Source organism: Shinella daejeonensis, assembly GCF_024281235.1.
In the GTDB taxonomy this organism is placed as follows: Bacteria; Pseudomonadota; Alphaproteobacteria; order Rhizobiales; family Rhizobiaceae; genus Shinella; species Shinella daejeonensis.
In genome coordinates this window covers 16501-43100 of sequence record NZ_JAHWXY010000003.1, presented here as the reverse complement: position 1 = coordinate 43100, position 26600 = coordinate 16501, and the positions used below count along the sequence as shown (strand labels likewise).

The following is a 26600-nucleotide window of genomic DNA, read 5'->3' as shown; positions in this document are numbered from 1 at the left end:
CGGGCGCGGAATACCCGATTTTCCCGCATTTCCCCTTTGAACCGCCTGAAACCGATGATATAGAGACGCCGCGCTCGGGCAGCGTTGCGGCGGATCGGCTTGCCGGCGTCGGCGCGACAGTTTCTGGGGCGCGGGTATGGTGAAATTGGTAGACACGCCAGATTTAGGTTCTGGTGCCGCAAGGCGTGGGAGTTCAAGTCTCTCTACCCGCACCAGAGCCGCAGAAACGCCGAAAGACGGTTTCGCGGCGTGGAGCATCGTTGCATGATCCGGCCAATCGGCAGGATTGAAGGGGCCATGCGGCGGTTTCTTGGTTCTACAGCGTCCTTTGCGCGCCGGAAATGGCGAGCGGCGCTGGAGAAAGCGCCATTTTGCTTGCCAAAAGGCGACCGAATTCAGTAAAGCCACTGCCGGCAAATGGACCCGGCGGGGTGCTCGCCATAGAACCGGACGGCCGGTTGAGTACCGCCAACTCGAAATAAAGGTTTGAACATGCAGGTTATCGAAACGCTCGCTGAAGGGCTGAAGCGCGAAATCAAGGTCGTCATCCCGGCCAAGGACATGGAAGCTCAGATGAACGAGCGTCTTGAGGACATGAAGGACCGTGTCCGCATCAACGGCTTCCGTCCGGGCAAGGTGCCCTTCACGCATCTCAAGAAGATGTACGGCAAGTCGGTCATGGCGGAACTCGTCAACGAGATCATCCGCGATCGGCCGTCGTCGATCCTGTCCGGGCGCGAGGAGAAGTCCGCGACGCAGCCGGAAATCGCGATGACGGAAGATCAGGACGAGGCGGAGAAGATTCTTGCCGCCGAAGCCGATTTCGAGTTCACCCTGTCCTACGAAGTCATCCCGGCCATCGAGCTGAAGGATAATTCCGGCATTTCCGTCACCCGTGAAGTGGTCGAGATCGACGACAAGGAAGTCGACGAGCAGATCCTGAAGATCGCCGAAAGCGCCCGGACCTACGAGAGCAAGAAGGGCAAGGCCGCCGAAGGCGACCGCGTCACCCTGGACTACCTCGGCAAGGTCGACGGCGAAGCCTTCGACGGCGGCAAGGACGAAGACGCGGAACTGGTCATCGGCTCCAAGCGCTTCATCCCCGGTTTCGAAGAGCAGCTCGCCGGCCTCAAGGCAGGCGACGAGAAGGTCATCACCGTCACCTTCCCCGCCGATTATCCGGCCGCGCATCTTGCCGGCAAGGACGCCACCTTCGACATCACGGTCAAGGACGTCGCCGCCCCGGCCGCTCTGGAAATCAACGACGATCTCGCCACGAAGCTCGGCCTCGAATCCGCCGACAAGCTGCGTGAAGTCGTTCGCGGGCAGATCGAAAGCCAGTATGGCGCAATGACGCGCCAGAAGGTCAAGCGCCAGATCCTCGACCAGCTTGACGAGATGTACAAGTTCGACACGCCGCAGCGGCTGGTCGATGCGGAATTCGAGAATATCTGGCGTCAAATCAACACCGATCTGGAACAGTCCGGCAAGACCTTCGCCGATGAGGACACGACGGAAGAAGAAGCCCGCGAGGAATATCGCAAGCTGGCCGAACGCCGCGTCCGCCTGGGCCTCGTTCTTTCCGAAATCGGCGAAAAGGCCGGCGTCGAGGTGAGCGACGAGGAAATGCAGCGCTCGCTGTTCGAACAGCTCCGCCAGTTCCCCGGCCAGGAAAAGGAGATCATCGAGTATTTCCAGAAGACCCCCGGCGCCGCCGCCTCGCTGCGCGCTCCGATCTTCGAGGAAAAGGTCGTCGATCACCTGCTGAGCGAGATCAAGGTTTCCGACAAGACGGTTTCCAAGGAAGAACTGATGGCCGACGACGAGGCCGAGACCTCCGAAAAGGAAACCAAGAAGGCCGCCCCGAAGAAGAAGGCCGCCGCCAAGGCTGAAGAAACAGCCGAAGGCGAGGAAGCCGCTCCGAAGAAGAAGGCCGCTCCGAAGAAGAAGGCTGCCGAGGACAACGCCGAGTAATCGGCGCTTCCGGGTCGCAGAAAGAAAAACCGCCCGCAGCGAAGGTTGCGGGCGGTTTCTTTTTCGGATGTGAGCGGGTCGCTACAGGCGGCTGCCTCCTCATCCCATCTGGAAGGGGTCGCCCATGCGGTTCCAGGCGTCGAGGCCGGCGATCTTGTAGGCTTCGGCCAGCGTCGGATAGTTGAAGGTGTTCTCGACGAAATATTCCACGGTTCCCTTGAGGTTCAGGACCGCCTGGCCGATGTGGACCAGTTCCGTGGCGCCTTCCCCGACGATGTGGACGCCAAGCAGCCGCCGGGTCTTCAGCGAGAAGATCATCTTGAGAAGCCCTGCATCGAGTCCCATGATGTGGCCGCGCGAGGTCTCGCGGAAGCGGGCGATGCCGCATTCATAGGGGATGCCGCGCTCCTTCACTTCCTCTTCGGTCAGGCCGCAGGTGGAGATTTCCGGCACGGCATAGATGCCGTAGGGAAAATATTTCGGCGGCTCCTTGGCGATCGCTCCGATGGCGACGCGGGCGGCGATGCGGCCCTGCTCCATGGAAGTCGAGGCGAGGCTTGGAAAACCGACGACGTCGCCAGCCGCATAGATATGCGGAACGTCGGTCTGGAAGGTTTCCGGGTCGACATTGAGTCGGCCGCGCGAATCGGCCGTAAGCCCCGCAGCCGGAAGGTTCAGGCTGTCGGTCGCTCCCACCCGTCCGGCGGCATAGAGCACCATGTCGGAAACGACGCGACGACCGTTATCGAGCGTGATGCAGCATTTTCCGTTGTCGAGCTTTTCGACGCTCTCCGCCAGTTGCCCGAGAATCAGCTTCATGCTGCGGTCGCGAAGCTGGTAGATGAAGTCTTCGACGATCTCCCTGTCAATGAAGTCGAGAATGGCCGGCTTCGGGTCGATGACGGTCACTTGCAGGTCGAGCGCGCTGAATATGGTGGCATATTCGATGCCGATGACGCCCGCGCCGATCACCGCGATGGATCGCGGCAGATCGCGGATATCCAGAAGCTCGTCGCTGTCCAGGACGCTCACGCCGTCGAAGGGGATATTTTCCGGACGATAGGGTTTGGTGCCGACCGCAAGCATGATGCTCTTGCCGGTGACATGCAGCGTTTCGCCATCGTCCTTGTGGATTTCCAGCGTATCCGGCGTCACGAAGCTCGCCTTGCCACGAATATGCTGCACGCGGTTGCGGGCGAACTGATGCTCCAGAACCTCGACCTCGTGATCAAGGGTGATCAGCAGCCGGCGGCGCAGGTCGTCGGCGCTGATTTCCTGCTTCACCCGATAGGCGCGGCCATAGAAGCCGCGCTCGCGCCAGCCGGAAAGATTGAGCGCGGTTTCACGGAGCGTCTTGGAGGGAATGGTGCCGGTATGCACCGAGACGCCTCCGACCCGCTTGCCCTGCTCGATCACCAGAACGGAGCGCCCGAGCTTGGCGGCCTGGATGGCGCCGCGCCGGCCTGCCGGTCCGCTGCCGACGACGATGAGATCGTATTCCTGCATAGTGTGGTCCCAGTGCTTGCGGGCGGAAACGGGCTTTTTGCAGCCGGCGTTCCGCTCCTGGAGGCTTGCGTCAACCGCATATCGCACGAAAGCGTTTCAGCTCGATGAAGCCGCCGCCTTCGATGCTTCGATTTCACATGAGTCTCAATCCCTTGAGGCTGGCATGGCCATCCTTGCCGATGATGATGTGGTCATGCACCGTTATGCCAAGCGGGCGCGCCGTATCGACGATCGTTTTCGTCATATCGATGTCGGCCCGCGACGGCGTCGGATCGCCGGAGGGGTGGTTGTGGATCATTCCACCGAATTCCGTATCACATTGATACTACAGATATTTTTCTGGGATTCCGTGAAGGTGGTGCCGGGGAATGGGGCATGTTCCCAATGACCAATCGTGATCATCACAGCTGATCACCCGTGAGTTCAGTGAGTCGCCTTGATGCGCGGCAACTCACTCTATTCTTTTCGTCCCACGCCTCAAGCTCGTCGATCGGATAGAGGACGGCTTTGCCAATCTTAACGAACGACGGGCCGATCTTCATCGCCCGCCAGTTCCGAAGCGTTCCAACCGAGACGCCGCCGCGATAGCGTTCCGAGACTTCCTCCGGGGTAAGAAATTTGTTGTCCAATGTTAGCCTCCTTCGGTCGACAACGTGGTGTCGCTCATTCGATGGTCATCGAGCGCGAGGCTAGTTCCCTGAGTGCAATGTCACCCGAAGTCACCGTTGGGCTTGCCTGTTATTGGTCGCTCACGCTGTTGCACGAACGACCATGCAGCGCTGAGGGAAATCGGGGAAGCCTGATTTGATCCTCGTAGGGAGCACGGACAATCAGGGTTAGATATAGGCCGGTCGAGCGACCGGGCTCGGCGATCCCGAGTTAAAAATTGCCCATACTGACCTGGTTCGGGAGCACGTCGAACTGCTGCCTCAGCTCGACGATTGTTTTCTCGCCCCTCACGGCTGCAAGGGCCACCTTCGCCTTGAAAGCCGGCGTGTGGTTCCGCCGCAGTCGTTTCGCCATGGTCTCTCCTATCGCGGCCATCACGCCGCCTTTAGGCAGAAACTCCACTTATCCAACCTGTCCAGTTTTCCCGAACCTGCTCTCTACACCTGTCGTCAACTATACCCCATAGCGAGCAGCGCATACGGACCTCTTGGCTAGTGATTCATACAGGGTCGCTTGCGATTGACATAGCGTAAGGGTCTATCATATTAGTTAGTGTCTGATAACTAACAATAGGGAAATCTATGCGCAAGCGGGCGGAGCTTCGCAAGGCCGAGATCGTCGCCGCCCTCCTGGGATTGGCTGACAGCATCGGGCCGGACCGTGTGACGACCGGAGCGGTGGCGTCGTCGATCGGCATCACCCAGGCGGCGCTGTTCAGGCATTTCCCGACCAAGGACACGCTTTGGCAGACTGTGGCCGAGCATGTGGCCGAAGGTCTGGAGGAGGCATGGGACGACGCATTGGGCCATGGCGATGAGCCTATCGCCAGGTTGCGTGCCCTGATTGCCGCGCAGTTTGCGCAGATCGCCGCCACCCCCGCACTTCCCATGCTGCTGTTCTCGCGCGAGCTGAATGTCACCAATGCGGAGCTGCGCGCCACGTTCAACAGCACGCTCAAGGCTTTTCACCGCCTGCTCGCGCGCGAGGTCAGTACGGGACAGGAAGCAGGGGTTCTGCGGGGCGATGTCATGCCGGACGATGTGGCGGTGCTGCTGACGTCGCTCGTGCAGGGTGTGGCGATCCGCTGGGCGCTCGGCGCGCGCGATTTCGACCTGCGCGAAGAGGGGTTGCGGCTGTTCGACGTGCAATGCCGCCTTCTGGCTGCAAGGGGAGAATAGGCGATGCAGCGCGTCTGGCTTTCGGGCATTGTTCTGGCCTTGGCTGTCGGAGCAGGCTTTCTGTTCTTCACCGAACGGCCGCTGGCGGTGACGGTCGTTCGACCTGAACGCGATGTAGCCCTTCGCATCTACGGGCTCGGCACCGTCGAGGCGCGGATCTTGAGCCGCGTCGGCTTCGAGGTGGGTGCAGCCCTGACCTCTCTCGCCGCCGATGCCGGGGACAGCGTGATCCGGGGACAGGAGCTGGCCGTCCTTCACTCTGCCGAGCAGGAGGCGCGGGTGGCGCGCGCCCATGCAGCAGTGGCGGCCAATGAGGCCAATCTCGCCAAGGCCGATGCCGCAGTCGTGCGCGCCCGCGCGATGCTCGCGGAGCGCGAGACGGCGAATCGTCGTCAGCAGGGGCTGGTGCAGCGCGACGTCGCCTCGGCCCAGCGCGCCGAGGAAGCACAGCGCGACGAGGACGTGGCGCGCGCCGATCTGGCGGTCGCGGAAGCGGACCTGGCGGTGATCCGGGCGCAAGGTGCGGATGCCGCCGCAGCCCTGCGACAGGAGGAAGCCATTCTCGCCCATCACCGGCTGGTCGCACCCTACGATGCGCTGGTCGTCGCCCGCCACGCGGAGCCGGGCACGGTGGTGAAGGCGGGCGATCCGATCTTCACGCTGATCGACCCGGCCACCATCTGGATTCAAGCCTATGTCGACGAGGAGCGCGCCGGCCAGCTTGCCCTTGGCAAGCCGGGCACGATCCGGCTGCGGTCGCAGCCGTCGGCCGAGTTCCACGGCACCATCGTCCGCATCGGCATCGAAAGCGACCGGGTGAACGAGGAACGCCGCGTCTGGCTGACCTGCACCGACTGTCCCGCCGAGATGTTTCTGGGCGAGCAGGCCGAGGTACGTATCACTACCGGCAGCCGGGAAAGCGCGCTTATGGTTCCCGAGGTGGCGATCACCGGCTTCGACGGCCATCGCGGCGCGGTGTGGACGGTGCAGGACGGCCGCCTCGCGCGGGCGCAACTGACCTTCGGCGCCCGCGACGATCGCGGCCGTGTCGAAGTTGCGGGCGGTCTGTCCGAAGGGGCGGCGATCGTCGCCCGACCGCCGAAGGACGTGGCCGAGGGCAGACGTGCCCGCCCCGAGGATACGCCATGAACCTTGCGCTCAAGGACATCCGCCACGGTCTGTTCCGCTTCGTCCTCACCTGCTTCGGACTGGGGCTGCTGATGACCGTCGTGCTGGCGATGATCGGCATCTACAACGGCCTCGTTTCGGACGCGCTGGCGGTGGTGAAGGCGCCGGCGGCCGATGTCTGGGTGGTGGAGGCCGGAACCAAGGGGCCGTTCGCGGAGGCGTCCAGCATCCCAGCCGATACGCGCGATGCGGTGGCGAGGATGCCCGGCGTCGCCGAGGCCGGTGCGGTCAACTACCAGAACGTCGAGGCGCCGCATGCCGGGCGCACGCTCAGGCTCTACGTCGTCGGCTACGAGCCGGGCCGGCCCGGCGGACCGCAGCGAATCGCCGAGGGGCGCGGCATCGGCGCCGGCCATTTCGAGCTGGTCGCCGACCGCAAGACCGGCCTTCTGCCCGGCGAGACGATCCGGCTCGGGCGCAACCGCTTCGCCGTGGTCGGACTGGTCGACGGCGCGATGAACTCGGGCGGCGACCCGGCGGTCTACGTGACGCTCGCCGACGCGATGGCGCTCCAGACTGAACTGGACCCGGCCGCCCAGCGGGTGCAGGCGGCGCGCGGGGCGGTTTCCGTCAAGTCCGCATCGGTGGCGGCCGTCATCGCCCGCATGGCGCCCGGCGCCGATGTCGATCTGTTGACCGCCACCGTGCGCCAGTGGAAGCACCTCGCCGCCCTGACCCAGGTCGAACAGGAGGAATTGCTGCTCGTTTCCGTGGTGGACAAGGCGCGCCGCCAGATCGGGCTGTTCCTCGGCATCCTACTCTCCGTCAGCGCCGTGGTGATCGCGCTCATCATCTACACGATGACGATGGAGAAGCTGAAGCAGATCGCCACGCTGAAGTTGATCGGCGCCCCCGACCGCACCATCGTCGCGCTGATCGTGCAGCAGGCGTTGATCCTCGGCGCCTCGGGCTGGGCGATCGGCCTGATGCTGATCCTTAGCGTGAAGGACTACTTTCCCCGCCGCGTGGTGCTGGAGCCGTTCAACGTCATGGTCCTTGCCGGCATCATCGCCGCCGTCTGCCTGCTGTCCTCGGCGCTCGGCGTGCGGGCGGCGATGAAGGTCGACCCGGCCACAGCGCTCGGGAGCTGACCGACATGGCGCTCGGCGACATTCTCATAGAAGTCTCGAACGTGGCCAAGCATTTCGGCGAGGGCGAGACCCGCGTCGACGCCTTACGCGCGGTCGACCTTACCGTGCGCGCCGGCGAGGTGATCGCGCTGCTCGGACCTTCGGGCTCGGGCAAGACGACGCTGCTCAACATCATCGGCTGCATCCTCGCCCCCTCGGCGGGACGGGTGGTGCTCGACGGCGAGCCAGTGTTCGACGGCAGATGGCTGCGCCGCGACCTGAGACGTCTCAGGCTCGACAAGATCGGCTTCATCTTCCAGGCGCACAACCTGCTGCCGTTCCTGACTGCCGAGGAGAACGTCGCGGTCGTGCTCGACCTTGCCGGCCTTCACGCTGAGGAAGGCCGGGTGCGGGCGCGCGAATTGCTGGACTATCTGGAAGTCGGCCACCGCGCAAAGGTCAAACCTGCACTCCTTTCCGGCGGCGAGGCGCAGCGCGTAGCGATCGCTCGCGCGCTCGCCAACCGTCCCCGCATCATCCTCGCCGACGAGCCCACCGCCGCGCTCGACGGCGCGCGGGCCGGGCTTGTGATGGACCTGATGCGCAAGCTCGCCGTCGAGCAGGAAGCCTGCATCGTCACCGTCACCCACGACGAAAAGATCTTCGACCGTTTCGACCGCCTGATCCACCTGCGCGACGGCCGTCTCGCCGACGCCTGACCCGGAGCCGCTCCATGCCCGCAAGACGATCCCGCGCCCTTACCATCGCCGCCGCCGTCGCGGCGATCTTCGGCCTGCTGACAATCGTCTCGGGTGGCAGGGCGCTGTTCGGCAGCGTGGACATGGGGGCTGTTGTACCCTTCGTGCTGTGGTTCAATTTCGTTGCGGGATTTGCCTATGTCCTCGCCGGGGTCGGCCTGTGGCGCGGCACGAACTGGGCGCCGATGCTGTCGCTCGCCATCGCCGTGACAACGGCGGCCGTCTTCGCCGCCTTTCTCTGGCATGTCGGCTCCGGCGGCGCGTGGGAGGCGCGCACCATGGGTGCGATGGTCCTGCGCACCGGCATCTGGATCGTCATCGCGACACTTGCGCTGCGGTCTAAAAAAGCTGCCTGACGATTTCCCTGCCCAGCCAGCGTCGGCGGCCGAGGCCGTGACCGCACCAGCCAGGAGCCTGAAATGAAGCGTTTTGCCGATCGACCTGTCGCTGGTCCGCTCAGTGGTCACTGTTCTCGGCCTGGCAGCGGCCGCAGCCGGCAGGTGGTTCCCCTACAACGGCCTCGGCGTGCCAGATCTTCCGGGATTGGCGCTCGTCGATATGATGGTCGGGCGCTTCAAACGCCAGCACGCTCTATGGATGACGTCTTGCAGATTAGAATAAATCTAACATATTGATCAATCTCAATGTCCATGCCACATATTTAGAATAGTTCTAATATGGATGTCGGGCAATCGATCGGCCACGCTTTCACGAGCGTCCGTAGAATGGGCGGTGCCTCGGGGCCGACCGATCGCACACTGGAACAAATTCTATGCGCACTTTACACAAAGAGAATCATCTTATCGAACGTATCGGTTGGCTTCGGGCGGCGGTGCTTGGGGCCAATGACGGGTTGATCTCGACGTCGAGCCTTATCGTCGGCGTGGCGGCGGCGACCGCCGGCCCTCACGAGGTCCTTGTGGCGGGCGTTGCCGGGCTGGTGGCCGGAGCCATGTCAATGGCGGCCGGCGAATATGTCTCGGTCAGCTCACAGGCCGACACGGAAGAAGCCGACATGGCGCGCGAGCGCCGCGAACTGGCCACGCAGCCGGAGGCGGAACTAGCCGAACTCGCTGCGATCTACGAGCAGCGCGGCGTCGCGCCGGATCTCGCCCTTGAGGTGGCTAAGCAAATGATGGCGAAGGACGCATTCGAGGCGCATGCGCGCGACGAACTCGGACTGTCGAGCCATGTGATGGCGCGGCCCGTCCAGGCGGCCTTCACATCCGCGGCGACCTTTTCCGTGGGCGCGGCGCTGCCGCTGGTCGTGGCGCTGCTCGCGCCGGCGGGAGCGGTCGTATGGGCAGTGTCCATCGCCTGTCTCGTCGGGCTTGCCGCGCTCGGGGCGGTTGGTGCGAGCGCGGGCGGCGCCGGCATCTGGAAACCGACTGTTCGGGTCGTCTTCTGGGGCGCGGTGGCCATGGCGTCGACAGCGGCCATCGGCGCCCTTATCGGCCGGGCGGTCTGATCATGAGACGCCTGTCGTTAGATATCCCGATGCTGATGTCGCTCCTGACAGTGCTGGGCATGATCCTGGCGACGGTCGGGACCTGGCCGCCAGCCGAGGCACTTGGTGTCCTGCGGTGGCCGGGACTGGCGCTCGTCTATGCCGCCGGCGGGCTTCCCGCCGCGTGGACGGCCCTGTCAGCGCTGTGGCGGCAGCATATCCTCGACATCGACCTCCTGATGGTGGTCGCCGCGATCGCCGCAGCGATCGTCGGCGCGCCGTTCGAAGGTGCCGTGCTGCTGACGCTGTTCAGCGTGTCGACGACGCTCGAACACCAGGCGCTCGGGCGCGCGCGCCGCGCGGTCGAAGCCCTGATGGCGCTGCGCCCCGAGACGGCGTTCCGCAAGAACGCCGACGGTGCGGTCACGGAGGTTCCCGCCGCGGAGCTTGCCGTCGGCGACGTGGTGATCCTGCGGCCGGGCGCCCGGGTGCCTGCCGACGGCGTCATCCTGCAAGGGCGCGGCGGCATCGACGAGGCCAACATCACCGGCGAATCCATGCCCGTCTCCAAGGAGCCGGGCCAGCAGGTGTTCGAAGCCACCGTCAATCTCGACGGCATCCTGGAAGTGACGATAGCGAGAACGATCGGCGACAGCACGATCGCGCGCATGATCCGGCTGGTCACCGAGGCCCAGGAGGCGAAAGCGCCGTCCGAACGGTTCAGCGCCTGGTTTGGCCAGCGTTATACCGTCGCGGTCCTCATCGGCGCGGTTCTCGCCTTCGCCGTCTTTTACTGGCTCGGCCGCGATTGGGAGCAGGCGCTCTACAAGGCCGCGACGCTGCTGGTCGCGGCCAGCCCCTGTGCGATCGTCATATCGGTGCCGGCGGCGATCCTGTCGGCGCTCTCGGCGGCGGCGCGGGGCGGCGTTCTGTTCAAGGGCGGCGGCGCGCTCGAAATGCTGGCGGCCGTCGATACCTTCGCCTTCGACAAGACAGGCACGCTGACCAACGGCCGTGCGCAGGTGACGCGGATCATTACGCTGGACGGTGAGGATCGGCGCTTCCTGTCCCTGCTGGCGGGGCTCGAAGCCCATTCCGAGCATCACATCGCCGCAGCGATCCGCCGCGAGGCAGTTATACACGGGATCGAACCGGCGCAAGTCATGGATGTCAGCTCCCGTCCCAGCGCCGGAATCGTCGGGCAGGACGAGGTTGGCCCTGTCTGGGCCGGAAATTCTTATCTCGCCGGGGAAATGGATGCGTCCACCGATCGCGCCGAATTCCGTGAACTGGAGGAGAACGCGCAAACTGTCATCTATCTGGGGCGAGGATCGACCATTCTGGGTGCCGTCAGCGTGGCGGACGAGGCGAGGGTGAGTTCCGCTCCGGCGCTCGCCGCCCTACGCGCCGGCGGCGTGCGCCGCATCTTTATGATGACCGGCGACCGTCGCCCGGTGGCCCTGCGCATCGGTGCGGAACTCGGCCTCGGCCCAGACGAGATCCACGCCGAAATGCTGCCACAGGACAAGGTGCGCCAAATCGGTGAACTGGCGGAACGCGGCAAAGTCGCATTCGTCGGCGACGGCGTGAACGACGCGGCCGCCCTTGCGCGGGCCGATGTGGGCATCGCCATGGGTGCGGCCGGTTCGGATGTCGCCCTTCAGGCGGCCGATGTGGCGCTGCTGTCGGAAGACATGAAGAAACTGGCGGAGGCGCACCGGCTGGCGCGGCGCACCGCCTCTGTCATCCGGCAGAACCTCACTGTCGCGATTGGCGCCATGCTGGTGCTCGTCACGAGCGGGCTGTTCTTTGATCTGCCGCTGCCGCTGGCGGTGGTCGGGCATGAAGGCGGGACCGTGCTGGTCGTCCTGAACGGCTTGCGCCTGCTCTCGGACCATATCCGGCGGAACGCGGACGAGGTAACGCCTAAGCGCCGCACACCGGAGGAACGAAACGTTTCGGCGTCTGTTCCAAAAGTGCCAGGCGAAGTCCATGACAGCCTCCAGGCGTCGTAAGGGGAAATGCGGTCCGACAGCCCTGGAAATCAAGCGAGTTTCAGCGACGCCACTATGCCCGCAGCAACCCCGAGCGTGCTGACGGCTCCCACGCGAACCCCGAGTTTGTAGCCGCCAAGCCATGCGGCCAGGACGGCCTTGGCGAGCGAATTCACACCGACCGCGACCAGGATCGCCTGGGCCGCAAGCTTCGGCTCGATCGTCTGTAGAGACATTCGCGCCATGGAGATCGAGATCGCATCGACATCCGCTATCCCCGAGATCGCGGCCGTCGCGAAGATGCCCGCGTTTCCGAACGATTGTTGAAGCAATTGCGAGATCAACATGACGGCGGTGATGAGCGCGCCCATCTTGATGGCCGGCGCCAGTTCGAGCGGATTGGTGATCTTCAATTCCGGCTGTTCCGTGGCGCCGCTACTTTGGAGAAGCAGAAGCCCAGCCCCGAGAACAAGGACGCCGCCGCCAATGAGGAGCGGCCATTGGAGGTGCGGCAGCAGGGACGGATTGAGCGCGGTGGCGATGATCGCAACGCGCGCGATCATGACCACCCCTGCAAGGAGCACTCCGCCGGAAAGTAGAGCGGCGGCTTCGCTGCGGCGCCGAGCCAGGGCCGCCAGTGTCGCGGTCGTGGCCGTTGAAGATGCGAGCCCCCCTGCGACCGCCGCCGTGAGCACGCCCAGCCGGTCCCCGAATACGCGAACGGCGACGTATCCGGCAAAGGACACGGCCGCGATCAGGATCGTAAGCAGCCAGATTTCATACGGATTGATCGCGTTCCACGGATCGATCGGCCGATTTGGCAGGACCGGCAACAGCAGAAACGTCATAGCCAGAAGCGTCAAGCCCGAGCGGATTTCGCTCCAGCTCAACGATGCGACCCAACGGTGCAACTGATCGCGCAGCGCCAGCAGCACGGCCGTCGCGACGGCGCCGGCGACGGCGGCCGCCACATCGCCCACGACGGCGAGGGCGCCAAGCAGGAAGGTCGACATGCCAGCGATCACGGAGGTCGCGCTGTAGTTTCGCTCGGCCTGCGCCTCCAGCCAGTGAAACGTGGCGAAAGCCCCTGTGAACCCCAGAAAAGCCAAGCCGATGATGGCGGCCGAGTCGAATTGCTGCGCCAGCGCGCCGGCGACGCCGCCGATCAACCCCGAAAGCGCGAAGGTGCGCAATCCCGCCGCACGTTGATGGTCTTCGTCATTTCTGGTGCGCCAGCCGCGCTCGAGACCGATCAGCAAGCCGATCGATAGCGAAACCGCCAGGCGGCTGAGAAGGGCGTCCCCGTCCATGATTTGCTGGCACACTCCCGCGAAAGACCAATTTCATCTGGTGGTACCATTCGGGAGCCCATGACGCTTCGAAAGGAACCAGTGTATCTATCGGACAACGAACAGCGATTTACAATCACGCCCGAAAGGCTGGCCCAGTTCTTGTCAAGGTTCGAGATGCCCGCGTTTTCGCCGCATCGCCGGTGTTGCATTACCCGTCGACAGAGGATTATCCCCAAAGCCATCCTTCAGGTCACTTGGTGCGCTGAGCCCATTGTCGGTATCGACTGCCACGCGGCCTCGCTGACTGGAAGCTGACAGGAATTATCATCGTTCTTCAGGAGCCCATCAGCAAGGCGTTGCATGATTGCACGCGTAGATGAGGGCAACTGAGGAGTTGGAACCATGAAAAAGTCTTTCACGATGCTTGCATTGCTGGTGATGCTGCCGGCTGGCGCCGCCCTTGCTGGCGAGGCATGCGATGTATCGCCCGAAAAGAGGCAATCGTTCGAAGCGCTGGCGAAGCTTGCCAGCGACTTCGAATGGACCATTGACAGGATGAAGATCGACGACGGCTGTTACGAGCTTCGGGTGACCGATGCCAGCGGCAACATCCTCAAGGTCAAAGTCGACCCGGCGACCCTGGAGGTTGTTGATGGAAAGGTCAAACGCCTCGGTGACGATGGGGGTGCGCCACGGAAGGAGAAATAGGGCCACGCGTAGTCGAGACGCGTCCGGACGGTCGGCAAAGGCATTCATTCCGAGGCGTGCGTGCCTTCGCCGTATCTGGGCTAACGGGAGCAGGCTGCTGGTTGCGCTATTGCTTGCCGGAGAAAAATACGGCCGCGAAACCGTCCCGCCGCCCCTCTATCGGCGAGATCAGATCAAGCCTGCCGCCCGTGCCAGCGGCGATCGTTTTGGCGATGGCCAAGCCGAGACCCGCGCCGTCCGCATCTGACTGGCCCCGCTCGAAAGGCTCGGACAGTCGGGCAAGCGTCTCCGCCGGCACGGCCGGACCGGCATTCGTGACTTGCAGGGTGCCCTCAGCCGATAGCGCGACGCTGACAGGCTCCTTCGGGTCGCCATGCTTCAGGGCGTTTTCAATGAGGTTGCGCGCCAGAACGGCGAAGGCGTCCGGATCGATATTGGCGGATACCGGATTGTCGGGAAGCATCAGCTCGACCCGACCGGCGCCAGGGGTGTGTTCGCCGAACTCGCTGACGACCATGCGCAGGATGACTGCGATGTCGACAGGCTTCTCCGCCAGCAGGCGGCCGCCCTCGGCCCTTGCAAGCTGCATCAGCTTTTCGGTCAGCCGGGAAAGACGCCGCAGGGCAGTTTCCATGTCGCGCGCGTGTTCGCGGGTCGTGTCATCGGTAGCCTCGATGATCATCCTTTGCGCTTGTGCCAGTGCAGCCGCGACCGGCGTTCGTAGTTCATGGGCGGATTTCGCCGCCAGCGTGCGTTCCGCCTGCAATGTCCGTTTCAGGCGTTCAAGAAGCCGGTTCACCGAATGAGCGACTGGTTCCACCTCGGAAGGCAGGTTGTCGGCTTTGACCGGAGCAAGATCGCCGCCGCCGCGCGCCTCGATCTGTGATCGGAAAGCCCGGACGGGAGTCATCGACAGCCGAACGATGAGCCAGACACCGAGGAGGCTGAGGGGAACGATAATGCCGAGTGGCAGGGCGAGATCCAGTGAGGCGTGTTCTGCCGCCATTCGCCGATGAGAAAGCGGTTCGGCGACGGTGATCGTGAGGCTGCCTTGCAGCGCGGCGTCGGAATAGAGCCGATGGGTTTGCGTATCGGTGAAGCCCATTCCCGAGAATGGCGGAAAAACCGCCAGATCCGCATTGTGCGAGCTGAGTAGAACCTTGCCCGCTTCGTCACGTACGACATAGGTGAAGTATTCGTCATGCTGACGCAGCGTCGCCACGCGCTGCTCCGAATCGTCGGCATCACGCCCGAGGATTTCGAGCGCCGCAAGCGGCAGTATCCGTTGCGCGGTTTCCTCGAGTGCGCTGTCGAAGACTTCGTTCATCTCATTGTGCAGCCTGCAACCCGTAACCACGGCGGCGACTGCCCAAAGCACCGTCATGCCGAGGCCGAGCCATAGCGAAAGCCGCCATTGCAGGCTTTTCGGGCGTTTCATCGCGCGCTTCCGAGACGATAACCGATGCCGCGAACCGTATCGATGACAGTATGCCCCAGCTTTTTGCGCAGCCGACTGACATGGACCTCGATCGTGTTGCTCTCCACTTCGGCACCGAACGCATAGAGCCGGTCCTCGAGCTGGGCCTTGGTCAGCGCGACGCCCGGCCGTTGCAGGAAGGTCTCGAACAGCGCCCATTCCCGTCCGGTCAGTTCGACGGAGCGCCCGCCGCGCTTCACGGTTTTGGCGGCAAGATCGACGCACAGGTCGCCGATCTCGATGAGGGGATTGGGATTGCCGCTGTAGCGCCGCGCTACGGCGTTCAAACGCGACGATAACTCCGAAAGATCGAAGGGCTTGATCATGTAATCGTCGGCGCCGGCGTCGAGTCCTTCGATGCGGTCGGAAATCTGGTCCAGCGCCGTCAGGATGATGACCGGCGTCACACTTCCTGCGGCACGCAGTTTTCGCAGGAAGCCGACACCCAGCCCGTCGGGAAGCATCAGGTCCAGCATGATGAGGTCGTAGGCCGCGCTATCGAGATGCTCGCGCGCGGCGTCGAGCCGGTTCACCCAATCGACGGAATGGCTGGCGGCGATGTGATCGCGAACGGCCTTGCCGAGGATCGCATCGTCTTCAACGAGCAAGACTCTCATCTTTGGATCGGTTCCCCTTTCTGTTGTTTTTCTACGGTTTGAACCTGTCGGTTTGCTGAAGGGGTGCCAGCCGCTGCTTCAGCGATTCGTCAGCATAACCTGCCATAGTTGTGGCTATATCACGTTGATCGGGAACAATCAGATGATGAAGCAGATGGTGGCGGCAATCCTCGTTCTGACGTTGGCCGGGTTAGGAACCGCAAGGGCGGACGACGATTGCCACGTTCCGATGGAGCAGTGGCAGCCGCGCGAGGCGGTGCAGACGATGGCGGCTGGGCGGGGCTGGACCGTCACCCGGATCAAGATCGACGACGGCTGCTACGAAATCCGCGGAACCGATGAAGGAGGTCGCCCCTTCAAAGCCAAGATCGACCCTGCGACGCTCGAAATCGTCAAGCTGCGCTACAAGGATCGGGATGACGACCATCACGGAGCAAAGCGCCAACGGACGCAGGGCATCGAGCCGGAAACCGCCGGCGAAGCGTCTGCGGACGGCCTGCTCGGGACGAATACGCGGCCAAAGGCTGTCGTGAAATAAGCCGCCGCACTTTCGCTCCGGCGCATCTCAAGGAGACCTCAATATGCCCGACAAGCCGCATCGCTATTCGGCGAGCATGATCGTCATCCACTGGCTAACCGCCCTTCTGGTGCTCGGCGCCTGGTTCACGGCCGAGGGCGGTCGCAAGATCGCCGAGAACCCGCCCCTGCTGCACTTTTCGCTCGGGCTTGCGGTGCTCGCCCTGATGTTGCCCCGGCTAGTCCTGCGGGTGGCCGGCCGCACGCCCGAAGCCGATGCGCAAGGTTGGCTCGCGGCTGCCGCGAAGGCCGGGCACGCGGTGCTCTACCTGTTCTTGATCGCGCTGCCGATCACTGGCTGGTACACGGCTTCACGCATGGGTGTCTCAGTATCGTTCTTCGGCTTGCAGCTTCCTGCGCTCACCGCGCCCGTTCAGGGGCGCCCCGGCCTGATCGCCGAATTGCATGAGAATGCCGGAACCATCATCCTCATCCTCGCCGGACTGCACGCCCTGATGGCCATCTGGCACCAGTTCGTCCTGCGCGATGGCACGCTGCGGCGCATGTCCCTGCGTTGAGTGTTTCCGATTGAAGCCTGCGATAAACAAGCCGCCAGGGTCCCCGCCGCCATTGCCTACGGTGTCGGGGATCTTGCCGAGCGCCTGGGCGCTCGAGAAGAGTTTGTGGACGAAACGGTTCGGCTGACGCAAACGGGCTCGATGCGGTTCGGAGCCCATCAGGCATTCCGGCCGTTCTCCGCCAGGCAAACAATCCGGCTAAGCCAATGCGGATTCCACTGGCAAGCCAGGACCGTCCCCTTTGGCTTGATCAGGATTACGGACGCCTTCTCGGATGGAACTCCGGCACTTGAGGCAACGGCACTTGGCCTTATTCCGCTTGCCCACGGCTAGACCAATACCAGCGCAACTTCAGATTTCGCGTCCGCGACAAACACCGAGCATGGCGTTCGCTAGGAACACGACCGCTGACCTGACCACCGATCTGCGGTTTTGTTCTTTCTAGGCGTTTGGTATTTCATCGCTTCCTGACGAAACACTGAAGCAAAAATATTTTTGCTGTCAGGTGATGCTCAGGTGGCCTTGCCAGAGTGGGGCGCCGGATCTCGAACCAATTGGTTATCCGCGATCCGCTTCTCTGGAAAAGGCAGATCGGCATGAAATCCATTTTTGCGGCACTGGCGCTGACGACGGCGCTGACCCTTCCTGGCCTCGCGATGGCCCGTCCCATCACGGTGACGACCACATTGAACCAGTATGGCGGAGACGGGGCCTATCTCGCCTTCTATGTCACCGATCCACAGGGGAAGTACGCAGGCACGGTCTGGGTCGCCGGGGGCAAGTCGAAATATTACGGGCACCTGTCGGCTTGGTATCGTGCGACGGGCGGTAATCCCTCCGGGATTGATGGTATCACCGGCGCCAGCGTTGGTGCTGGGCGCACGCTGGAAATCTCGCTCGACCTGGCCGATGCGCTATTCGACGCGGGCTATACGCTGCATGTCGATGCCGCCGTGGAAGACATGCGCGACAGCCCGAACGACGTAGCGATCCCGCTGACGAGTGACGGCGCAGGGACGCCCGCGCGTGGCCGGCTCTATGTCGCCTCGCTCGCCTATTCCCGCTAGGCGGTGAACGGTATGTCTCGTCTCATTCACCGCTGGCCGGGGCTCATCGCCGGGCTTCTGCTTCTGGTGCTCAGCCTTAGCGGCGCAGCCCTCTCGATTTTCCCGGCCGTCGAGCGCCTGTCTTCGCCGCAGGCCACGGCGGCGGTGTCCGTCGCCGATGTGGCGGGGCGCATCCAGGCCGCCCATCCCGAACTAGAACAGATACGGCGAGCGCCGTCGGGCCGGATCACTGCCTATTGGTTCGAGAACGGCGCCGCACAGGCGGCGATGATCGATCCGGTGACAGGGCAAAGCATCGCATCTGCCGATCCGCATCCGGTCGAACGCTGGCTGACGAACCTGCATCGGTCGCTGGTTCTTGGAGATGGCGGCCGCATGGTGACAGCCGCAGGCGCGGCCGCAATGATGATGCTGGCGATTTCCGGAGTGGTGCTTGTCGCGCGCCGGGCCGGAGGCTGGCAGCGTTGGTTCTCGCCGATGCGCGGCCCGCTTTCCGGAAGGCTGCATGTCGAGATCGCACGGCTGGCAGTCGCCGGATTGTTGCTGTCCTCAGCCACGGCCCTGTGGATGACGGCCTCGACCTTCGATCTTTTGCCGGATGAAGCCGCATCTCCGATTGCGCAGACGGATGCGAGCGGTCGAACGGGCATGGCTGTCGCAGACATGGCCGCCCTTCGGGCCATACCCGTCGCCGAATTGCGCAGCCTGTCGTTTCCCACGCCAGATGATGCGGGCGCTGTCTTCACGCTGAAAACCGATCAAGGAACCGGCTACATCGATCAGGGCGATGGCAAGCTCCTGGCATGGACCGATCTTACCGGATGGCAGCTAGTCTCAGAAACGATCTACATGCTGCACACCGGACAAGGAGCGGCCACATTGGGGCTGGTTCTCGGACTGATGGCGCTCGGCGTTCCGGTCATGGCTGCGACGGGCTTCATCCTGTGGCTTGCCGTTTGGCGCGGGCGACCTCGCATTCGCGGCAATGTTCCTGCCAGCCGTGCCGAGACGATCCTGCTGGTCGGCAGCGAGAGCGGCACCACTTGGGGATTTGCGGCAACGCTTCATGCGGTGCTCTCCAAGGCAGGCCAGACTGTCCACGCTGTCCCGATGTCCGCCTTCGATCCCGCGCGCTACGGGCGGGCCAGGCGTATCCTTATCCTTGCTGCCACCTATGGCGATGGCGATGCCCCTGCCTCTGCTAAAGGGTTCCTCGAACGCATGAACGCTCTTGCCGCCGCTCCGGCGATCCCCATGGCTGTGCTTGGCTTCGGCGACCGCAGCTTTCCCGGCTATTGCGCCTATGCGCGAGCCGTTACCGAAACCGCGGAGCGTAAAGGCTGGGAGACGCTCATTCCCTTCGACACGGTGGACCGGCAGTCACCACAGGATTTCGCCCGTTGGGGCCGCTCATTGGGCGCGGCGACAGGTCTCGACCTCGATCTCGTCCATCAGCCGGTACAACCCGCCTCCATCGATCTGACGCTCGTCTCGCGCCGCGACTATGGCGCCGAGGTGCAGGCTCCCACGGTCATCCTGCGATTTGCCTTGCCACAGGCTGCGCTCTGGCAGCGGCTTGTCGGCTGCGCGCCCGGCAATTTTGTCGCCGGCGATCTGCTTGGCATCTGCCCGAAGGTTCGGCTGTTCCCAGGTTCTATTCGCTGGCTTCGGGCCGCCGCGACGGCTTCGTCGAGATCGTCGTGAAGAAGCATCCGGCCGGCTTGTGCTCGGGTCAACTCTACGAACTGAGGCCCGGCGATCGGATCAGGGGCTTCGTTCGGCGCAATCCCGGCTTCCATGCCGGAACCACGCGCAGGCCGCTGATCCTGATCGGAGCCGGAACGGGGATCGGTCCTCTTGCGGGCTTCGTGCGCGCCAATGCACGATGCCGGCCGGTTTATCTATTTTTCGGCATGCGCCATCCCGACAGCGATTTTCTCTATCGCGAGGATTTTGCGAACTGGCAAGCAGAAGGGCGCCTCTGGCGGATCGTGCCGGCCTGCTCGCGCGGGCGAAACCCTCGTTACGTCCAGGATGGTCTGCGCCATGAGGCGACAGAGATCGTGCGTCTCGTGCGCGAAGGCGCTCGGATCATGGTCTGCGGCGGCCGGGATATGGCGGCTGGTGTTTCCACAGCGCTCGGCGACATTCTTGCCCCGATGGGGCTGACGCCGAGCTTGCTGAAGGCGCAGGGACGCTATGTTGAAGACATCTACTGAACAGAAACGGCTCTCAATGAACGGACCGACGATGGATACACGCTGGTCGGCGTCTTTCTATGCGCCGGATGGCCTTGACTCGGAAGCGGTCCGGCAGGCGTTGCAAGCCGCCGTGAGTGAAGTCGACACGCAAATGTCGACCTGGAATCCGAACAGCGATCTCATGCGCTTGAATGCTGGCCGTCCCGGTGCGTGGATAAGCGTTCCGCCCTGCCTGGTGGAAGTGCTGCGGCTCGCCTTCGATATCGGCCGCGCCTCGGGCGGTGCGTTTGATGTCGGCGTCGGTGCGGCTGTGCGTGCATGGGGATTCGGTCCGGAAGCGGTCGACGAGGCCCGAATTCGAAAGGCGCTCGAAATGCCGCATCCGCCCGCCCATGAGATCGTGGAGCTGGATGTCGACGGTGGAAGGGTGCGAAGATTGGCACCTGTGGACCTCGACCTCAATGGTATCGCCAAGGGGTACGGCGTGGACAGGCTGGCCGAGGTGCTGCACGGCTTCGGCATCGCTTCAGGTCTGGTCGGGATTGATGGCGAGATGCGCGCGTTCGGCCTGCATCCCGCCGGTGAGCCGTGGGTGATCGCTGTCGAGGCGCCCGATCCCGACCGCCGCGCTCCGCATTCGATCCTTGCCTTGCAGGACGCAGCAGTCGCAACCTCCGGCGACTACCGGCATTGGCTCATGGCCGGAGGCCGACGATTGTCGCACACGATGAACCCGCGCCGCGGGGCACCCCTACCTGAACCGCCGGCCTCCGTCACCGTCATCGCGCGAACCTGCGCAGAAGCCGATGCTTGGGCTACGGCTCTGATGGTCCTCGGCCCGAAAGCTGGAACGCAGCTTGCCGAGCGCGAGCGTCTGAATGCACTATTTTTATCGCGTGGTGCCGAAAGCACACTTCAGTCCACAGCGGTTGGATCGATATTCGACCCTTCCCATGATCATGGTGACGCTCACTAGCACCGGCGCGCAGCTCAAGCCACGGTTGTCGCTCAAGAATCTGCGGGAATATCTCAATCGCTACATCTACCTGCCGCACCTGAAAGAGTAGGACGTACTGGTGAAGGCGTGCAGGCGACGATCAGCGGCATGCTGCTCGGTCCTTTCGCCTATGCCGAGCGGTGGGGTGAGAAGACGGGCATCTACCTGGGGCTTGCGATCGAACGTGCGAGTAACGCGCCCCTGGTCATCGACAGCGACAGCACCATCAAACTGAGAGCGGCGGTGCAAAATTCGACCACGGTAGCGGCGGGATAGTCCTGCTGCGGGCGGCGTAAAAGTCGTCCACTTTTTCCCTTTTCTGCGCGGCGCAGGGAGGGACGAGGGATCTACACCGTGGAATTATATCTGAAGGTTCGCGTGGCTTGCGACGGGGGGATGAGCCAGCGCGAGGCGTCTAGGCATTTTGGCATCTCGCGCGACACGGTTCGCAAGATGATGGCGTATTCGGTTCCGCCTGGCTATCGGCGGCAGGCTCCGGTGCGACGCCCGAAGCTGGACGCGTTCATCGCAATCATTGATCAATGGCTTGACACGGACCGGGCGGTCCCGCGCAAACAGCGCCATACGGCCAGGCGGGTGTTTGATCGGTTGCGGGACGAGCACGGGTTTGCCGGCGGCTACACGATCGTCAAGGACTACATGCGCGATCGGGAGCGGCGCGGCCAGGAGATGTTCGTGCCGCTGGCGCATCCTGCCGGGCATGGACAGGCGGACTTTGGCGAGGCCGTAGTCATTATCGGCGGGGTGGAGCAGAAGGCGCACTTCTTTGTGCTCGACCTGCCGCACAGTGACGCCTGCTATGTCCGCGCCTATCCTGCGGCGGTGGCGGAGGCCTGAGTGGATGGTCATGTGCATGCGTTCGCCTTCTTCGGCGTCGTGCCGCAGTCGATCGTCTACGACAACGACCGCTGTCTGGCGGCGAAGATTCTGCCCGACGGCACGCGGAAGCGGGCGGCGCTGTTCAGCGGCTTCCTGTCCCACTACCTGATCCGGGATCGCTATGGCCGGCCCGGCAAGGGCAACGACAAGGGCAGCGTCGAAGGACTTGTCGGCTATGCCCGGCGCAACTTCATGGTGCCGATCCCGCGCTTTGCATCGTGGGACGAGTTCAACCTGTGGCTCGAGGAGCAGTGCCGCAAGCGCCAGGGTGACCGGCTGCGCGGCGAGAGCGAGACGATCGGCGAACGGCTGCAACGCGATCTGGCAGCGATGCGCCCGCTGCCGGCATCGCCCTTCGAAGCCTGCGACCAGGCCAGCGGTCGGGTCTCCTCGCAGGCGCTGGTGCGCTACAGGACCAACGACTACTCCGTTCCGGTCGCCTTCGGCCACCAGGACGTCTGGATCCGTGGCTATGTAGACGAGGTGGTGATCGGCTGCGGCGGTGAGCCCATTGCCCGTCATCCGCGCAGCTATGAGCGCGAAGAGGTTGTCTTCGATCCGCTGCATTACCTGCCGCTGATCGAGCAGAAGATCAACGCGCTCGACCAGGCTGCTCCGCTGCAGGGCTGGGAACTGCCGGAGGCGTTCACGACACTGCGCCGCCTCATGGAAGCGCGGATGGGCAAACAGGGCCGGCGTGCCTATGTGCAGGTGCTGCGCCTGCTGGAAAGCTTCGATCTGGCCGATCTGCATGCGGCCGTGAAGCAGGCGCTGCATCTGGGCGCCATCAGCTTCGATGCCGTGAAGCACCTGGTCCTGTGCCGGGCCGAGCGCAGGCCGCCCAGGCTGGATCTCGACATCTATCCCTATCTGCCCAGAGCCACTGTCGAGAAGACTTCGGCCAAGGCCTATATGCGGCTGCTGGACCGCGAGGAGGAGCCGGCATGAGTAGCGATGCTCCCGAACTCCTGCTCGCTCATCACCTCAAGACCTTGAAGCTGCCGACCTTCCTGCGCGAGCATCAGAAGCTTGCCCGGCAATGCGCGGTCGAGGGAGTGGATCATGTTCGCTACCTTGCCCGGCTGGTCGAGCTGGAACTGATCGATCGGGAACGCAGGATGGTCGAGCGTCGCATCAAGGCTGCGAAGTTCCCGGCCGCCAAAAGCCTCGACAGCTTCGACTTCGCCGCCATCCCGAAGCTCAACAAGATGCTGGTGCTGGAACTGGCGCGCTGCGAATGGATCGAGCGCCGCGAGAACGTCATCGCGCTCGGACCCAGCGGGACGGGCAAGACCCATGTCGCAATCGGCCTCGGTCTGGCAGCCTGCCAGAAGGGATTGTCCGCGGGCTTCACCACGGCCGCCGCGCTCGTCAGTGAGATGATGGAGGCGCGCGACGAACGTCGCCTTCTACGCTTCCAGAAGCAGATGGCCGGCTACAAGCTGCTCATCATCGACGAGTTGGGCTTCGTGCCGCTGTCGAAGACCGGAGCGGAACTGCTGTTCGAACTGATCTCGCAGCGTTACGAACGTGGATCGACGCTGATAACCAGCAATCTGCCCTTCGACGAATGGACGGAAACGTTCGGCTCCGAGCGCCTAACCGGCGCGCTCCTCGACCGCCTGACCCATCACGTCAGCATCCTCGAGATGAATGGCGACAGCTATCGCCTCGCCCAGAGCCGGGCCCGAAAAACCGCCAGCACTCACCCATAAGATCGCCGACGCCGCCAGCGGGAAACTCTGGTCGGGCTACGCCCTCCCGACGTTCCCCGCTGGCGGCGCCAAGTGGCCTACTTTTGCGCCGCCCAATGGCCGACTTTTGCTCCGCCGTTGACAGACAAGCAGGAGACGACCGGTGCCGCGTCCCTCACCATCGACGAGGTTTTTCTGCTTCCTGGTTTGTTTAACGCACTTCAGCGCGCGACGAATGTCTGTATCTGTAATGCTCGGCATTGCTCGCTCCCGCGATCTGAAGCGGTTTTCCCGCCCTTATGGTGACTGGGAGCTGGTGTCGGCAAGTGGGATCGGTTGGTGTTCCTCTCCCCCGAAAACCACCCTGAATTTGCCGCAGTATCCGGGAATACGACAAGCAAGAAAATGATTGTTACTCAGTGTGATAGGGCGGGAAGCTACGTGACCAAAATAGGCCTTCTGGGGTTCTTGGACATCGTCCCACGAAACCAATTATGATATTGAATTTCCAATATATTTAAGGTTCTTCGATGGAGGTGGTGCCGGTAATTGGGGTATGTATTGTGTGAGCCACTGTGATCGTCACGTTTGCTCACCGTCGCTCCCCTTGAGTCGTCTTGCAGCACGGCAACGAATCTTATTCGCTTCGTCCCAGGCATCAAGCTCGACGATTGGGTAGAGTACTGCCTTGCCGATCTTCACGAAGGATGGCCCGATTTTCATCGCCCGCCAATTGCGCAGGGTGCCTATAGACACCTCCCCGCGATAGCGTTCCGCTACTTCTTCGGCAGTGAGAAATTTTCCGTCAGACATCCGTCCTCCTATGATTGGCGTGAGCTTGCCAATCTTCTGTTGATGGCGGAGCCCGAGGCGGTCTGTCGAAGGAATCGCGATCATGATCGGACCCGCCTATGTGCATTGGCTCACGCTGCTACACGAGCGACCATGTCGTGACAGCCTTCCAGCGGGAAGAGTATTTCGGTCGTAGTAGGGTCTGCGGCTATCGGCGGTTAAAAATCGGCGGGTCAGTCATCATCTTGGAGATCGATTTCCATCAGCGTCAGGCAAACCCGGATTCGCGAGGACCGGACTTGTACGGGTTCGAGTCCCGTCGTCCGCACCATCTTTGATCCCGCTTCCGAATCGGGACATCCGGCAGATCGGCGCGGACGGCGCAACCTGGCTCGACCGCCGGCTGGTCTCGGCCGAGACATCAGATCTCGCGCCGTCAGGCTTCGGCCAGCAGGTACGCGAGGGGATGGACCGTCGCCGTGAGCATCATATCGACCGGGGCGACGCGGCCCGCCAGCCCAATGGCGGCATCGCCTATCGACGGCCTTCGATATCGGCGTCTCGACGCTAACGGCCAAGGGCACACTGGGTTGGCGTCATGCCTTCGGTGATGTGCCCCCGTTCTCGACGATGCGTTTTGTCGGCGACAGCCATGCCGCAACGATCGCCGGAGTGCCTATCGCCCGCGATGCGGCGGTGATCGAAGCCGGGCTCGACTATGCCATTATGCCGGGCGCCACCCTCGGCGTCAGCTATGGCGGCCAGTTCGGCTCCGGCCTCACCGATCAGTCCGTCGAGGCCAACTTCAACGACAGGTTCTGACGCGAAGTCCCGCTGCAATGGCTCGCGCCCACAAAAGGGCGAGGACCAACCCAACAGGAGATCCAAAACAAGGATAGGATGTAACCGATATGAAAAAGCAAATTGCGTTTGCCTTTATTTTCGCTGCCGGAGCATTGCTCCTGCCGACCTCCGGCATCGCGAAAGTGGTCAAGCTGGATGGGACGCGCGACCAGGTCAGGGCCGCGTGCAAGGAGTAAGGTGGGCGGGTGATCGAATCTCCGACGACCACAATCTGCATGAACGATGACAAGGGCACCGCGGTGGAGTGCGACAACGACGGAAAATGTTTCGGCACGGCCCCCCGCGGCCAGATCGGAAACAAGACTTTGCTCAAGAATGGCGAAACGACGTCGACCAAGTCGCAGTTAGGACGAGCATGCCGGGAAATGGTGCGGTGCGAGCGGCCGTCCCGTGACCAACGGGGTTTCCCTATCGATTTTGGCGTGCATGCCATCCGTCACGACTGGCGTTTTCTACGCGTTCGACGCCAAGTTATTAAGGAAGTGGGCGAGCATGCCGCCCATTACCGAGCGGCTTTTGTACGCGGCATAGCCGAATGCAAGACCCAGCAGGAAGATGGAAAATGCACCGCCGACGGGCCGTATTATATTCTCCGTCAGAGTTCCCATGAAATACCAGCCGGGTACGTGCATACCAACGAACATGAGTGAGGAAATCATATTGGCCATCCAAAATGGAATGGCTTTTTGAAGGTTCCCCAGCAAGGCGCCGCGGGCCAAAAACTCTTCAAAAGTTGGCGCGACGAAAAGAGCGCTGAAAAGTGGAATACTCCACGCATTCGGCAAAAGCTGCCTGCCGTCGAGATATGCGGGCACAAATCCAGTCAGCGCAATAGCAAGGCCTATCCCGCCGCCCCACGCAAGAACGCTTTTCCAATTTGCCAGATTGAGAGTCTCTTTAAGCGTCCGTCCGGAGAGGCGACAAAGCCAAAGAGCTGGCAGTATCCAAATCAATGCCTTTGCTGTTGTCCACCACGCGAAACTACACGCACCGATCGCGAGGCAAGGAAAAGCTTCATCAATGATGGAAATCTTGAGCACCCACGCCAACGTCCAGGCAAGCATAATGCCTGCATAGGCGAGTACGGTTTGATTGGCGGAGTTCATGAACCCT

General features: G+C 63.0%; 25 protein-coding genes, 1 tRNA gene and 5 pseudogenes. 22 read left to right on the top strand and 9 right to left on the bottom strand.

Features of this window, described 5'->3' with window-relative positions:
- Positions 1 to 130 precede the first annotated feature (130 nt).
- Positions 131 to 215, top strand: a tRNA-Leu gene (locus tag KYK29_RS10825).
- Between the two features lie 277 nt (positions 216 to 492).
- Positions 493 to 1974, top strand: coding sequence for a trigger factor (tig, locus tag KYK29_RS10820; protein ID WP_254690920.1), 1482 nt, complete (start codon positions 493 to 495; stop codon positions 1972 to 1974).
- A 99-nt stretch (positions 1975 to 2073) separates the two neighbouring features.
- Here the strand turns inward: tig and sthA are convergent, their stop codons facing one another.
- The 4 genes and pseudogenes from sthA to KYK29_RS10800 all read right to left on the bottom strand — a co-directional run.
- Positions 2074 to 3480, bottom strand: a complete 1407-nt coding sequence (gene sthA / locus KYK29_RS10815; protein ID WP_254690919.1) for a Si-specific NAD(P)(+) transhydrogenase — start codon at positions 3478 to 3480, stop codon at positions 2074 to 2076.
- Between the two features lie 133 nt (positions 3481 to 3613).
- A pseudogene (locus KYK29_RS10810) lies at positions 3614 to 3778 on the bottom strand (JAB domain-containing protein); the annotation flags it as partial.
- A gap of 103 nt (positions 3779 to 3881) precedes the next feature.
- On the bottom strand, positions 3882 to 4109 hold the full coding sequence (locus KYK29_RS10805) for a helix-turn-helix transcriptional regulator (protein ID WP_254690918.1): 228 nt from the start codon (positions 4107 to 4109) through the stop codon (positions 3882 to 3884).
- Positions 4110 to 4374: 265 nt separating this feature from the next.
- Positions 4375 to 4503: pseudogene (locus KYK29_RS10800) on the bottom strand (transposase); the annotation flags it as partial.
- Between the two features lie 227 nt (positions 4504 to 4730).
- On the opposite strand from KYK29_RS10800, the gene KYK29_RS10795 reads away from it, so the two are divergent.
- The 7 genes from KYK29_RS10795 to KYK29_RS10765 all read left to right on the top strand — a co-directional run bounded on the left by KYK29_RS10795 (position 4731) and on the right by KYK29_RS10765 (position 11805).
- On the top strand, positions 4731 to 5327 hold the full coding sequence (locus tag KYK29_RS10795) for a TetR/AcrR family transcriptional regulator (protein WP_254690917.1): 597 nt from the start codon (positions 4731 to 4733) through the stop codon (positions 5325 to 5327).
- A gap of 3 nt (positions 5328 to 5330) precedes the next feature.
- Positions 5331 to 6476 carry an efflux RND transporter periplasmic adaptor subunit gene (locus tag KYK29_RS10790; RefSeq protein ID WP_254690916.1) on the top strand — a complete coding sequence of 382 codons (1146 nt, stop codon included), beginning with the start codon at positions 5331 to 5333 and terminating at the stop codon, positions 6474 to 6476.
- The gene (locus KYK29_RS10785; RefSeq protein ID WP_254690915.1) at positions 6473 to 7606 is read left to right on the top strand and encodes an ABC transporter permease; all 1134 of its coding nucleotides are present in this window, start codon (positions 6473 to 6475) and stop codon (positions 7604 to 7606) included. Before KYK29_RS10790 ends, KYK29_RS10785 begins: the two co-directional genes overlap by 4 nt.
- A gap of 5 nt (positions 7607 to 7611) precedes the next feature.
- On the top strand, positions 7612 to 8304 hold the full coding sequence (locus tag KYK29_RS10780) for an ABC transporter ATP-binding protein (protein ID WP_254690914.1): 693 nt from the start codon (positions 7612 to 7614) through the stop codon (positions 8302 to 8304).
- A gap of 14 nt (positions 8305 to 8318) precedes the next feature.
- Entirely contained in the window at positions 8319 to 8699 is a 381-nt protein-coding gene (locus KYK29_RS10775; protein ID WP_254690913.1) for a hypothetical protein, read from the top strand.
- 416 nt (positions 8700 to 9115) lie between these two features.
- On the top strand, positions 9116 to 9811 hold the full coding sequence (locus KYK29_RS10770) for a VIT1/CCC1 transporter family protein (protein WP_254690912.1): 696 nt from the start codon (positions 9116 to 9118) through the stop codon (positions 9809 to 9811).
- Positions 9812 to 9813: 2 nt separating this feature from the next.
- Complete coding sequence (locus tag KYK29_RS10765) at positions 9814 to 11805, top strand: heavy metal translocating P-type ATPase (RefSeq protein ID WP_254690911.1); 1992 nt, start codon at positions 9814 to 9816, stop codon at positions 11803 to 11805.
- A gap of 29 nt (positions 11806 to 11834) precedes the next feature.
- Here KYK29_RS10765 and KYK29_RS10760 read toward each other — a convergent pair whose 3' ends face one another.
- Positions 11835 to 13094: an MgtC/SapB family protein gene (locus tag KYK29_RS10760; protein ID WP_254690910.1), complete on the bottom strand. Its 1260-nt coding sequence runs from the start codon at positions 13092 to 13094 to the stop codon at positions 11835 to 11837.
- A 384-nt stretch (positions 13095 to 13478) separates the two neighbouring features.
- Between KYK29_RS10760 and KYK29_RS10755 the strand changes: the two genes are divergently transcribed.
- Positions 13479 to 13784, top strand: coding sequence for a PepSY domain-containing protein (locus KYK29_RS10755; RefSeq protein ID WP_367880989.1), 306 nt, complete (start codon positions 13479 to 13481; stop codon positions 13782 to 13784).
- Between the two features lie 106 nt (positions 13785 to 13890).
- Here KYK29_RS10755 and KYK29_RS10750 read toward each other — a convergent pair whose 3' ends face one another.
- The gene (locus KYK29_RS10750) at positions 13891 to 15222 is read right to left on the bottom strand and encodes a sensor histidine kinase (RefSeq protein ID WP_254690909.1); all 1332 of its coding nucleotides are present in this window, start codon (positions 15220 to 15222) and stop codon (positions 13891 to 13893) included.
- Positions 15219 to 15878, bottom strand: coding sequence for a response regulator transcription factor (locus KYK29_RS10745; RefSeq protein WP_254690908.1), 660 nt, complete (start codon positions 15876 to 15878; stop codon positions 15219 to 15221). Before KYK29_RS10745 ends, KYK29_RS10750 begins: the two co-directional genes overlap by 4 nt.
- 142 nt (positions 15879 to 16020) lie before the next feature.
- Between KYK29_RS10745 and KYK29_RS10740 the strand changes: the two genes are divergently transcribed.
- From KYK29_RS10740 to istB, 9 genes and pseudogenes are all read left to right on the top strand, one after another.
- Complete coding sequence (locus tag KYK29_RS10740; RefSeq protein ID WP_254690907.1) at positions 16021 to 16416, top strand: PepSY domain-containing protein; 396 nt, start codon at positions 16021 to 16023, stop codon at positions 16414 to 16416.
- A gap of 43 nt (positions 16417 to 16459) precedes the next feature.
- On the top strand, positions 16460 to 16972 hold the full coding sequence (locus tag KYK29_RS10735) for a cytochrome b (protein ID WP_254690906.1): 513 nt from the start codon (positions 16460 to 16462) through the stop codon (positions 16970 to 16972).
- A complete protein-coding gene (locus KYK29_RS22570) occupies positions 16973 to 17305 on the top strand; it encodes a DUF6920 family protein (protein ID WP_367880988.1) in 333 nt (110 codons plus the stop codon).
- A 263-nt stretch (positions 17306 to 17568) separates the two neighbouring features.
- Positions 17569 to 18039 carry a DUF2271 domain-containing protein gene (locus KYK29_RS10730; protein ID WP_254690905.1) on the top strand — a complete coding sequence of 157 codons (471 nt, stop codon included), beginning with the start codon at positions 17569 to 17571 and terminating at the stop codon, positions 18037 to 18039.
- 12 nt (positions 18040 to 18051) lie between these two features.
- Positions 18052 to 20258 (top strand): annotated as a pseudogene (locus KYK29_RS10725) (PepSY domain-containing protein).
- Positions 20239 to 21216, top strand: coding sequence for an FAD:protein FMN transferase (locus KYK29_RS10720; RefSeq protein WP_254690904.1), 978 nt, complete (start codon positions 20239 to 20241; stop codon positions 21214 to 21216). The pseudogene KYK29_RS10725 and the gene KYK29_RS10720 overlap by 20 nt, the downstream one beginning before the upstream one ends.
- A 108-nt stretch (positions 21217 to 21324) precedes the next feature.
- Positions 21325 to 21513, top strand: coding sequence for a hypothetical protein (locus KYK29_RS10715; protein ID WP_254690903.1), 189 nt, complete (start codon positions 21325 to 21327; stop codon positions 21511 to 21513).
- A 78-nt stretch (positions 21514 to 21591) separates the two neighbouring features.
- Positions 21592 to 23085 (top strand): annotated as a pseudogene (gene istA, locus KYK29_RS10710) (IS21 family transposase).
- Entirely contained in the window at positions 23082 to 23852 is a 771-nt protein-coding gene (gene istB / locus KYK29_RS10705) for an IS21-like element helper ATPase IstB (RefSeq protein ID WP_254690902.1), read from the top strand. The pseudogene istA and the gene istB overlap by 4 nt, the downstream one beginning before the upstream one ends.
- A gap of 561 nt (positions 23853 to 24413) precedes the next feature.
- Here the strand turns inward: istB and KYK29_RS10700 are convergent.
- On the bottom strand, positions 24414 to 24644 hold the full coding sequence (locus KYK29_RS10700) for a helix-turn-helix domain-containing protein (RefSeq protein ID WP_112670460.1): 231 nt from the start codon (positions 24642 to 24644) through the stop codon (positions 24414 to 24416).
- Positions 24645 to 24957: 313 nt separating this feature from the next.
- Between KYK29_RS10700 and KYK29_RS10695 the strand changes: the two are divergent.
- The 3 genes and pseudogenes from KYK29_RS10695 to KYK29_RS22490 all read left to right on the top strand — a co-directional run.
- Positions 24958 to 25188, top strand: a pseudogene (locus tag KYK29_RS10695) (DUF3363 domain-containing protein); the annotation flags it as partial.
- A complete protein-coding gene (locus KYK29_RS10690; RefSeq protein ID WP_112670219.1) occupies positions 25176 to 25445 on the top strand; it encodes an autotransporter domain-containing protein in 270 nt (89 codons plus the stop codon). The pseudogene KYK29_RS10695 and the gene KYK29_RS10690, both read left to right, overlap by 13 nt.
- Before the next feature lie 89 nt (positions 25446 to 25534).
- A complete protein-coding gene (locus KYK29_RS22490) occupies positions 25535 to 25663 on the top strand; it encodes a hypothetical protein (RefSeq protein WP_281735983.1) in 129 nt (42 codons plus the stop codon).
- Positions 25664 to 25939: 276 nt separating this feature from the next.
- On the opposite strand, the gene KYK29_RS10685 is transcribed toward KYK29_RS22490, so the two are convergent.
- Positions 25940 to 26593 (bottom strand): CPBP family intramembrane glutamic endopeptidase, encoded by a 654-nt coding sequence (locus KYK29_RS10685; RefSeq protein WP_254690901.1) that lies wholly within the window; start codon positions 26591 to 26593, stop codon positions 25940 to 25942.
- Positions 26594 to 26600: the final 7 nt, after the last annotated feature.

Excerpts from the sequence above, each read along its gene's own strand:
- tig (WP_254690920.1), top strand. The coding sequence starts at position 493 with ATGCAGGTTATCGAAACGCTCGCTGAAGGGCTGAAGCGCGAAATCAAG.
- sthA (WP_254690919.1), bottom strand. The coding sequence starts at position 3,480 with ATGCAGGAATACGATCTCATCGTCGTCGGCAGCGGACCGGCAGGCCGG.
- KYK29_RS10795 (WP_254690917.1), top strand. The coding sequence starts at position 4,731 with ATGCGCAAGCGGGCGGAGCTTCGCAAGGCCGAGATCGTCGCCGCCCTC.
- KYK29_RS10790 (WP_254690916.1), top strand. The coding sequence starts at position 5,331 with ATGCAGCGCGTCTGGCTTTCGGGCATTGTTCTGGCCTTGGCTGTCGGA.
- KYK29_RS10785 (WP_254690915.1), top strand. The coding sequence starts at position 6,473 with ATGAACCTTGCGCTCAAGGACATCCGCCACGGTCTGTTCCGCTTCGTC.
- KYK29_RS10780 (WP_254690914.1), top strand. The coding sequence starts at position 7,612 with ATGGCGCTCGGCGACATTCTCATAGAAGTCTCGAACGTGGCCAAGCAT.
- KYK29_RS10775 (WP_254690913.1), top strand. The coding sequence starts at position 8,319 with ATGCCCGCAAGACGATCCCGCGCCCTTACCATCGCCGCCGCCGTCGCG.
- KYK29_RS10770 (WP_254690912.1), top strand. The coding sequence starts at position 9,116 with ATGCGCACTTTACACAAAGAGAATCATCTTATCGAACGTATCGGTTGG.
- KYK29_RS10765 (WP_254690911.1), top strand. The coding sequence starts at position 9,814 with ATGAGACGCCTGTCGTTAGATATCCCGATGCTGATGTCGCTCCTGACA.
- KYK29_RS10760 (WP_254690910.1), bottom strand. The coding sequence starts at position 13,094 with ATGGACGGGGACGCCCTTCTCAGCCGCCTGGCGGTTTCGCTATCGATC.
- KYK29_RS10755 (WP_367880989.1), top strand. The coding sequence starts at position 13,479 with ATGAAAAAGTCTTTCACGATGCTTGCATTGCTGGTGATGCTGCCGGCT.
- KYK29_RS10750 (WP_254690909.1), bottom strand. The coding sequence starts at position 15,222 with ATGAAACGCCCGAAAAGCCTGCAATGGCGGCTTTCGCTATGGCTCGGC.
- KYK29_RS10745 (WP_254690908.1), bottom strand. The coding sequence starts at position 15,878 with ATGAGAGTCTTGCTCGTTGAAGACGATGCGATCCTCGGCAAGGCCGTT.
- KYK29_RS10740 (WP_254690907.1), top strand. The coding sequence starts at position 16,021 with ATGATGAAGCAGATGGTGGCGGCAATCCTCGTTCTGACGTTGGCCGGG.
- KYK29_RS10735 (WP_254690906.1), top strand. The coding sequence starts at position 16,460 with ATGCCCGACAAGCCGCATCGCTATTCGGCGAGCATGATCGTCATCCAC.
- KYK29_RS10730 (WP_254690905.1), top strand. The coding sequence starts at position 17,569 with ATGAAATCCATTTTTGCGGCACTGGCGCTGACGACGGCGCTGACCCTT.
- KYK29_RS10720 (WP_254690904.1), top strand. The coding sequence starts at position 20,239 with ATGTTGAAGACATCTACTGAACAGAAACGGCTCTCAATGAACGGACCG.
- istB (WP_254690902.1), top strand. The coding sequence starts at position 23,082 with ATGAGTAGCGATGCTCCCGAACTCCTGCTCGCTCATCACCTCAAGACC.
- KYK29_RS10700 (WP_112670460.1), bottom strand. The coding sequence starts at position 24,644 with ATGTCTGACGGAAAATTTCTCACTGCCGAAGAAGTAGCGGAACGCTAT.
- KYK29_RS22490 (WP_281735983.1), top strand. The coding sequence starts at position 25,535 with ATGAAAAAGCAAATTGCGTTTGCCTTTATTTTCGCTGCCGGAGCATTG.
- KYK29_RS10685 (WP_254690901.1), bottom strand. The coding sequence starts at position 26,593 with ATGAACTCCGCCAATCAAACCGTACTCGCCTATGCAGGCATTATGCTT.